Here is a 7,396-nt window from a genome sequence, read left to right as displayed (position 1 = left end):
CCGACGCAAAAATCGAGAAAATGACGCTAATTCGTGGACGCAGACGCAAAAATTGAGATAGTGACGCAAATCCGTGGACGCAGACGCAAAAATTGAGAAAGTGACGCAAATCCGTGGGCGGCAGACGCAAAAATTGGGAAAAATCCGTAAATCCCCAATCCCAGACGCAAAGACCGAGATAAATCCACAAATCACAATTCCCCGAGCACAGACCCAAATCCACGGCCCACAGACGCATTTCAACACCCAAGTCCTAATTCCGACTACCACTTTCGATGCCTTAAATTGTGACATTTTCGGCAAATGTACGCATAGGAGTTTAAGTAGACTCAAGATGGAGAGGATTATGAAGGAAGTTCAAATTTAGGTATGTAAGAAAGGATGATTTGTGATGTCAACAGGACCAAGTTTACGAAAAACGGATTCCCATTCAGCGATTCATGAGGCTGCATTGCACGAAGCAAAGGAACTCCGCAATATATTCCGGAAGTGTATCGAGCAAGGAGATAAGGAAAAGGCATTACAGGTTGCAGAAGTTGCGATTGACCATTGGGAGTCAAGAACATTAAAACATGCAGATTCAGAAGAAGAAGGTCTATATAAAGAGATAATCGAACAAACTCCGAAATTTGAAAAACTGGTCAACCAATTAACTCGTGATCATGATTTGATGCGACGCATCGTTGCAACAATGAAGAAAAGCCTTGAGACGGAAGAGGCTGACCATCGGATGATTCCTCTATTGGATAGCTTAATTATTATCGATGAAATCCATAATGATGATGAAATGAATAAACTACTGGCCCATAACGAATAATAAGATGAAAAATAAGGAAAAAGAGGAAAGGGGATGAAAATGGGTAAAAAAGAGGAAATTGAAGGGAAACTGTTGCGGTTTGCAGCTCCAAGCCTATATCAAAAGATGATTGAAGTCTTTTCTTCATATAACATTCATTCTTATGACATTTATGCAACTGTTGTGAAGTTGGATGAGGGCTATGATTTAACATTGCGATTCTCTCAATCGTTTTCTCAAGTTGTCACAGCCTTTATAAGTTTTGAACAAGCAACAAATCCTGATGAAGAGATGAATACTTTTTTTAAAGAAACAGCTGAAAAATGTAAAAATCAGTTGATTTCTGATTACTACAAAATGATTAAAATGTGAACTACTAGTTTCAAAGTTCTACCTTAAGTGGCCTTACACAATTAAGTGGCAATAGGTATGAATCAAATAGAAAGGGGTTGGTGTGTTGTTTTCGATGGAGAATGACGCAATGTTGATTGATGACCGGGAAGATTTGATTGCTGTTCTTAGAATGAGATTTGGAGACATCCCTGGAAAGATGATTGAAGACATTTATGAGATTCAGGATATGAGTACGCTCCAGCGTCTTATTCTAGCTGCAGCAAATGCATCAAGCTGGAAAGTCTTCCTTGAAGAATTCCAAGCAGGTACACAAAGCTTCAGGTTAGTGGGGGAGGACTTTAACCCATTGGCAAATACTCTAAAGGGAAGGGATGGAGACATTGGCAAAGCAGAATAGTCTCTTCCGCTCACTTAAGCATTTAGTGCGTGGAGAGCGTATAAATGATGGTTGGACAGAGGAAAATCCACGCCCCCGTGACTGGGAATCAATCTATCGTCAGCGATGGGCCCATGACAAGATAGTCCGATCCACTCATGGGGTCAACTGCACGGGCTCATGTAGTTGGAAAATCCATGTCAAAGACGGGATTATCGCCTATGAAACTCAGCAAACCGATTACCCGTCAACCGGAGATAATTTCCCAGATTACGAGCCACGCGGATGTCCCCGTGGTGCAAGCTTTTCTTGGTACACATACAGTCCTACAAGGGTGAAATATCCCTATGTACGCGGTGATCTTCTTGCGCTTTGGAAGGAGGAACTTGCGAATGCAGACAACCCGGTTCAAGCGTGGGAAAATATCGTAACCGATCCTGAAAAACGTAAATCGTATGTGTCAGCCCGTGGTAAAGGTGGATTTGTAAGAGGAAACTGGAAAGATGTTTGTCAAATGATTGCAGCATCAACCATTTATACGATAAAGAAATACGGTCCGGACCGAGTTGTAGGATTCAGTCCGATTCCCGCAATGTCTATGGTGAGCTATGCTGGCGGAGCAAGATTTTTATCGTTAATTGGTGGAACGATTCTTAGCTTTTATGACTGGTATGCAGATTTACCTCCAGCTTCACCACAGGTGTGGGGTGATCAGACGGACGTTCCGGAAAGCGGTGACTGGTATAATACCAAATATTTTATCATCTGGGGGACGAATATTCCGCAAACAAGAACACCAGACGCCCATTTTATGGTGGAGTCGCGCTATAACGGAACAAAGGTTGTCGGTGTGAGCCCAGACTATGCGGAGTATGACAAATTTGCTGATATTTGGCTACCAGCAAAAGCGGGAACTGATGGTGCCCTAGCAATGGCGATGACCCATGTAATTTTAAAAGAATTTTATGTAGATAAAGAAACACCTTATTTCCGTGATTATGCAAAACAATATACAGACCTACCATTCTTAATTACTCTCAATAAAAAAGGTGAAAATTATCGTTCTGACCGTTTCCTACGTGCTTCTGATTTTACTGACCAACACGAACTAGGCGAATGGAAGACCGTGGTTTGGGACGAAAATACAAACCAAATCGCCGTGCCAAACGGAAGTCAAGGTTTCAGATGGGATAGCAGTACAAAATGGAATCTTGACATGACGACAGAGGATGGCACTAGCATTAACCCAAAGTTAAGCTTTATAAAAGAGTCGGATGAAACTGTGATGGTGGAGTTCCCTTATTTTGCGGAAAAAGAGGGCGGGAAAGTTGTACGGGGTGTTCCAGTCAAACGCATGAAGGATAATTCCGGTAATGAACTAATGGTGACGACTGTTTATGACCTGATGCTCGCACACACCGGGATTAACCGCGGTCTGAAAGGTGACTATCCAACGGACTATAATGATGCAGCAAGACCTTACACACCTGCATGGCAGGAAAGCATTACCGGTGTAAAAAAAGAGCATGTCATCCAAGTTGCACGTGAATTTGCAGAAAATGCCGCATTAACCCAAGGAAAATCGATGATTGCGATGGGTGGAGGAACAAACCACTGGTTCCATAGTGACCAAATTTATCGTTCCATTTTAAACCTTGTTCTTTTAACTGGTTCACAAGGTGTTAATGGTGGTGGATGGGCTCACTATGTTGGACAGGAAAAAGTTCGTCCATTGGAGGGCTTTTCTCAAATTGCTTTTGCGAATGACTGGGTAAAAGCACCACGGCTTATGAATGGTACTTCCTTTTTCTACTTTGCAACAGAGCAGTTCCGTTATGAATATGATTTTGATGACAGGGAAACGGATTGGGGTAGCAAGTACTCCAATATGCATCCTGCTGATTTTAATGCGATGTCTGCAAGACTTGGATGGTTGCCAAGCTTCCCAACTCTTTCACAAAATTCATTGGATGTTTTAAAAGAAGCTCGTTCAAGAAATAGTGATGACAAGGCTGTTATCGATGATATTGCTAAACAACTCGTCGATGGAAAACTGGATTTCGCAATTGAAAATCCAAATGACCCTCGAAATTTCCCTAGAGTGTTCTTTAATTGGCGTTCCAATTTGTTAGGGGACAGTGGGAAAGGTCATGAGTATTTTGTTAAGCATTTAATTGGCTCAAAGGATACAGTATTATCAGATCCAGAACAATCATGGCAGCCAAAGGATGTCAATATTTCCGAAAAACCGCCTGAAGGTAAAACAGATCTTTTTATCAGCATGGATTTCCGAATGACAAGTTCAGGTCTGTTCTCTGACATCATCCTTCCTGCTGCAACTTGGTATGAAAAACAAGATATCAGTACAACGGATTTACATCCATTTGTTCATCCCTTTAATGCTGCGATTAGCCCCCCATGGGAAACAAGAAGTGACTGGGATGCATTTAGGGAAATCGCAAAAGCATTTTCAGAACTTGCAAAGGACCATTTGCCAGCGCAAGAGGATCTTGTGATTTCACCACTTGCCCATGACACGATAAGTGAAATTGCACAGCCTTTTGGAAAAGTAAAGGATTGGCGTAAGGGAGAAGTAGAAGGAATTCCCGGAAAAACAATGCCGAACTTTAATTTCGTAAACAGGGATTATCCAAATGTGTACGACATGTGGATAACTGTCGGACCAAATATTAAAAATGGGTATGGAACAAAAGGTGTTAAAATTCCTGGGGATAAAGTATTCGAATCCTTAATGGATAGACTTGGCCCTTCAAAATCTGTGGGTGTTGGAAAAGGTCTCCCATCTCTATATTCAGATGTGAAAGCAATAAACGCAATTCTTTTAATGTCAGGAGCAACGAATGGAAAGCGTGCTGTTGAGGGTTGGAAGTCGATGGAGCAGAAGACAGGGAAGAAGCTCAGGTCTATTTCGGAAGCACGTGAAGAAGAAGATTTTACATTAGATGCTTTAACTATTCAGCCAAGACAAACCCTTTCAACCCCAGTTTGGAGTGGACTTGAAAGTGATGGTCGACGCTATTCACCATTTACTGTAAACAAAGAGTACCACATTCCATGGCATACCCTTACTGGACGACAAAGCTTCTACTTAGACCATGAGGTCATGCTCGATTACGGTGAAGGACTTCCACTATATCTTCCGCCGATTAACAAAGGTCCTTTTATAAAAGGGGAAAAAGAGGTTGAGAATAGTGGAAAGTCGATTACGCTTCGTTATATGACCCCTCATCAAAAGTGGGGAATCCATACGATGTTTACAGATACTCGCAATATGGTACAGCTATTTAGAGGCTGGCAGGTTGTTTGGTTGAACGAAGAAGATGCCGCTGAAATTGGGATTAAAGATAATGACTGGATAGAATTATATAACCGTAATGGTGCTGTGGTGGCAAGGGCTGTGTTAACTTACAGAATGCCGCGTGGAGCAGTCTATATGCACCATGCCCAGGACCGCACAATGGGAGTACCAGGAAATACAATTAATAAAAACCGTGGTGGAACACATAACAGTGTAACGAGAATTTATCCAAAAGCAACACATATGATTGGTGGTTATTCACAGTTAAGCTATGGATTCAATTATTATGGACCAACAGGTAGCCAAAGAGATACGTTGACAATTGTTCGTCCATTAAAGGAGGTCGACTGGCTTGAGAATTAAAGCACAAGTTGCGATGGTTATGCACTTAGACAAGTGTATCGGCTGTCATACTTGTTCTGTCACATGTAAAAATGTATGGACCAATCGACCAGGTATGGAGTACGTCTGGTTTAACAATGTTGAAACACGTCCAGGACCAGGGTACCCGAAGGAATGGGAAAACACGGATCGTTATAAGGGTGGTTGGACATTGCGAAATGGAAAACTGCATCTTCGCGCTGGTGGTCCAATTTCCAAACTTGCAAACATTTTTTATAACCCAAATATGGCAGAACTAGATGATTTTTATGAGCCATGGACATATGACTTTGAACATCTTCATTGGGCTGAAAAAGGGGAAAACATCCCTGTAGCTCGACCAAAATCAATGATCACAGGTAAATACATGGATAAGCCGGAATGGGGACCAAACTGGGACGATGACCTTGCCGGTGGTAGTGAAGTCGTCCCTATGGATCCAAATGTGCAGAAGCTTCAAGAGCATATTGCGATGGAATATGAAAAAACATTCATGATGTATTTGCCACGAATTTGTGAGCATTGCTTAAATCCATCCTGTGTCGCGTCATGTCCATCAGGAGCGCTTTATAAAAGGGACGAAGATGGAATTGTTTTAGTTGACCAGGATGCTTGTCGTGGCTGGCGTTTTTGCATGAATGGTTGCCCATACCACAAGGTGTACTATAACTGGAACACGCATAAAGCGGAAAAATGTAATTTCTGTTATCCACGTACAGAAGCGGGTCTACCAACGATTTGTTCCGAAACATGCGTAGGTCGAATTCGCTATATCGGGGTTGTTCTATATGATGCTGATCGTGTGAAGGAAGCAGCTTCTGTTGAAGACCCGAAGGATTTATATGAATCACAGCTTTCTGTGTTTTTAGACCCATTCGACCCAGACGTGATTAAGAAAGCAGAAGAGCAAGGAATTAATCAAAGTTGGATAAAAAGCGCGCAAGAGTCACCAGTGTATAAAATGGCGATGAAGTGGAAGATTGCATTGCCATTACATCCTGAATATCGCACAATGCCAATGGTCTGGTATGTGCCGCCACTTAGTCCAATTATGAACCATATCACCAATGAGCAAGGATTGAGTGCGGATGGTTATATTCCTGCTGTTGATGATATGAGAATTCCAATGGAGTATTTAGCATCCATTTTATCTGCAGATGATACGGATGTCATTCGCCGTGTCCTACTTAAAATGGCGGCAATGCGTGTTCATATGCGTGCTAAGACAGTTGGAGGAGTGGACGAAGTGGAGAAGTCGAAGCTTTTAAAAGAAGCCAATACAACTGTTGAAGAGCTTGAAGAAATGCAACGTTTATTAGGCGTTGCGAAATACAATGAACGCTTTGTCATTCCAACTGGCCGTCGCGAAATGGATGAAGACCTCCATTACAAGCAAGGTGCATGTAGTATTGAGGATTTAGCACCACCAGAAGGAATGGTGACTTATCCATTTGAAAGAAGTGGAAATCAATGACTAATGAAGCAAAAGCAATTTTAATGATCATGTCGCGTATCCTTGATTATCCGGACCAAACCCTTTATCAAGGGTATCCGGAAATCGAGGAATATGTGAATAAAGAAATCGGCTCTGTAAATATGAGGAATGAAATCTTAGAAAGAACTGCCCCTCTTTTCAAGATTCCATTACTAGGATTACAGGAGCTTTATGTGGATACCTTCGATTATAAGGATAAAACGGGTCTTTATTTAACAGCACACGAATTGGGAGACAGTAGAAAAAGAGGTGCTGCGTTAATTAAGCTACAAAAGTTAATTGTCGAAGGTGGTTTTGAATATCACGGTAAGGAAATTATGGATTATATCCCAATGCTATTTGAGCTTTTAGCTCACGCACCAGAGGGGGAGAACTTCGAGAGACTATACCGCCGCTTAGCCTTTGCGGTTGATCGAATCCATAAAAACCTTTCCAGTTCGAATCCATACCAAAGGATTGTTGATATTTTAATGATGTTTGTTTTTGAAGCACCAGAAGCAGAAGAAATTACATTGCTAGAAAATCAACGTGAGGAAGCGGACTTAGAAGAGCTTCCATATCCTATGCTTTATCAATAATTGTTCATAATTTTGTGGATAATGTGGATAATTTAGATGCCTTGTTGTGGATAACGTGGATATTGTGGAAAAAGAAAAGTGGTGAACTTTCAACACT

The 7,396-nt window shown here is 41.7% G+C and carries 7 protein-coding genes; 6 read left to right on the top strand and 1 reads right to left on the bottom strand.

Features of this window, described 5'->3' with window-relative positions; all coding sequences use genetic code 11:
- A partial coding sequence (locus BTHG_RS27470; RefSeq protein ID WP_232284481.1) for a hypothetical protein occupies window positions 1-250 on the bottom strand: 250 nt, incomplete at its 3' end.
- Window positions 251-391: 141 nt separating this feature from the next.
- Here BTHG_RS27470 and BTHG_RS16615 point away from each other — a divergent pair.
- From BTHG_RS16615 to narJ, 6 genes are all read left to right on the top strand, one after another.
- Window positions 392-817: a hemerythrin domain-containing protein gene (locus BTHG_RS16615; protein ID WP_010677862.1), complete on the top strand. Its 426-nt coding sequence runs from the start codon at window positions 392-394 to the stop codon at window positions 815-817.
- Window positions 818-850: 33 nt separating this feature from the next.
- A complete protein-coding gene (locus BTHG_RS16610; RefSeq protein ID WP_010677861.1) occupies window positions 851-1,168 on the top strand; it encodes a hypothetical protein in 318 nt (105 codons plus the stop codon).
- 94 nt (window positions 1,169-1,262) lie between these two features.
- Window positions 1,263-1,547 carry a hypothetical protein gene (locus BTHG_RS16605; RefSeq protein WP_232284492.1) on the top strand — a complete coding sequence of 95 codons (285 nt, stop codon included), beginning with the start codon at window positions 1,263-1,265 and terminating at the stop codon, window positions 1,545-1,547.
- A complete protein-coding gene (locus BTHG_RS16600) occupies window positions 1,531-5,208 on the top strand; it encodes a nitrate reductase subunit alpha (RefSeq protein WP_010677859.1) in 3,678 nt (1,225 codons plus the stop codon). Before BTHG_RS16605 ends, BTHG_RS16600 begins: the two co-directional genes overlap by 17 nt.
- Window positions 5,198-6,700, top strand: coding sequence for a nitrate reductase subunit beta (gene narH / locus BTHG_RS16595; protein WP_010677858.1), 1,503 nt, complete (start codon window positions 5,198-5,200; stop codon window positions 6,698-6,700). The genes BTHG_RS16600 and narH overlap by 11 nt, the downstream gene beginning before the upstream one ends.
- Window positions 6,697-7,299, top strand: a complete 603-nt coding sequence (narJ, locus tag BTHG_RS16590; RefSeq protein ID WP_010677857.1) for a nitrate reductase molybdenum cofactor assembly chaperone — start codon at window positions 6,697-6,699, stop codon at window positions 7,297-7,299. The genes narH and narJ overlap by 4 nt, the downstream gene beginning before the upstream one ends.
- Window positions 7,300-7,396 lie beyond the last annotated feature (97 nt).

Source organism: Bacillus timonensis (assembly GCF_000285535.1).
Lineage (GTDB): Bacteria > Bacillota > Bacilli > Bacillales > Bacillaceae_L > Ferdinandcohnia > Ferdinandcohnia timonensis.
This window is presented reverse-complemented; position numbering and strand designations above follow the sequence as displayed.

What these genes read in the sequence shown, in the direction of transcription:
- BTHG_RS16605 (WP_232284492.1), top strand. Translation starts at nt 1,263, where the DNA reads ATGGAGAATGACGCAATGTTGATTGATGACCGGGAAGATTTGATTGCT.
- BTHG_RS16615 (WP_010677862.1), top strand. Translation starts at nt 392, where the DNA reads ATGTCAACAGGACCAAGTTTACGAAAAACGGATTCCCATTCAGCGATT.
- narJ (WP_010677857.1), top strand. Translation starts at nt 6,697, where the DNA reads ATGACTAATGAAGCAAAAGCAATTTTAATGATCATGTCGCGTATCCTT.
- BTHG_RS16610 (WP_010677861.1), top strand. Translation starts at nt 851, where the DNA reads ATGAAAATGGGTAAAAAAGAGGAAATTGAAGGGAAACTGTTGCGGTTT.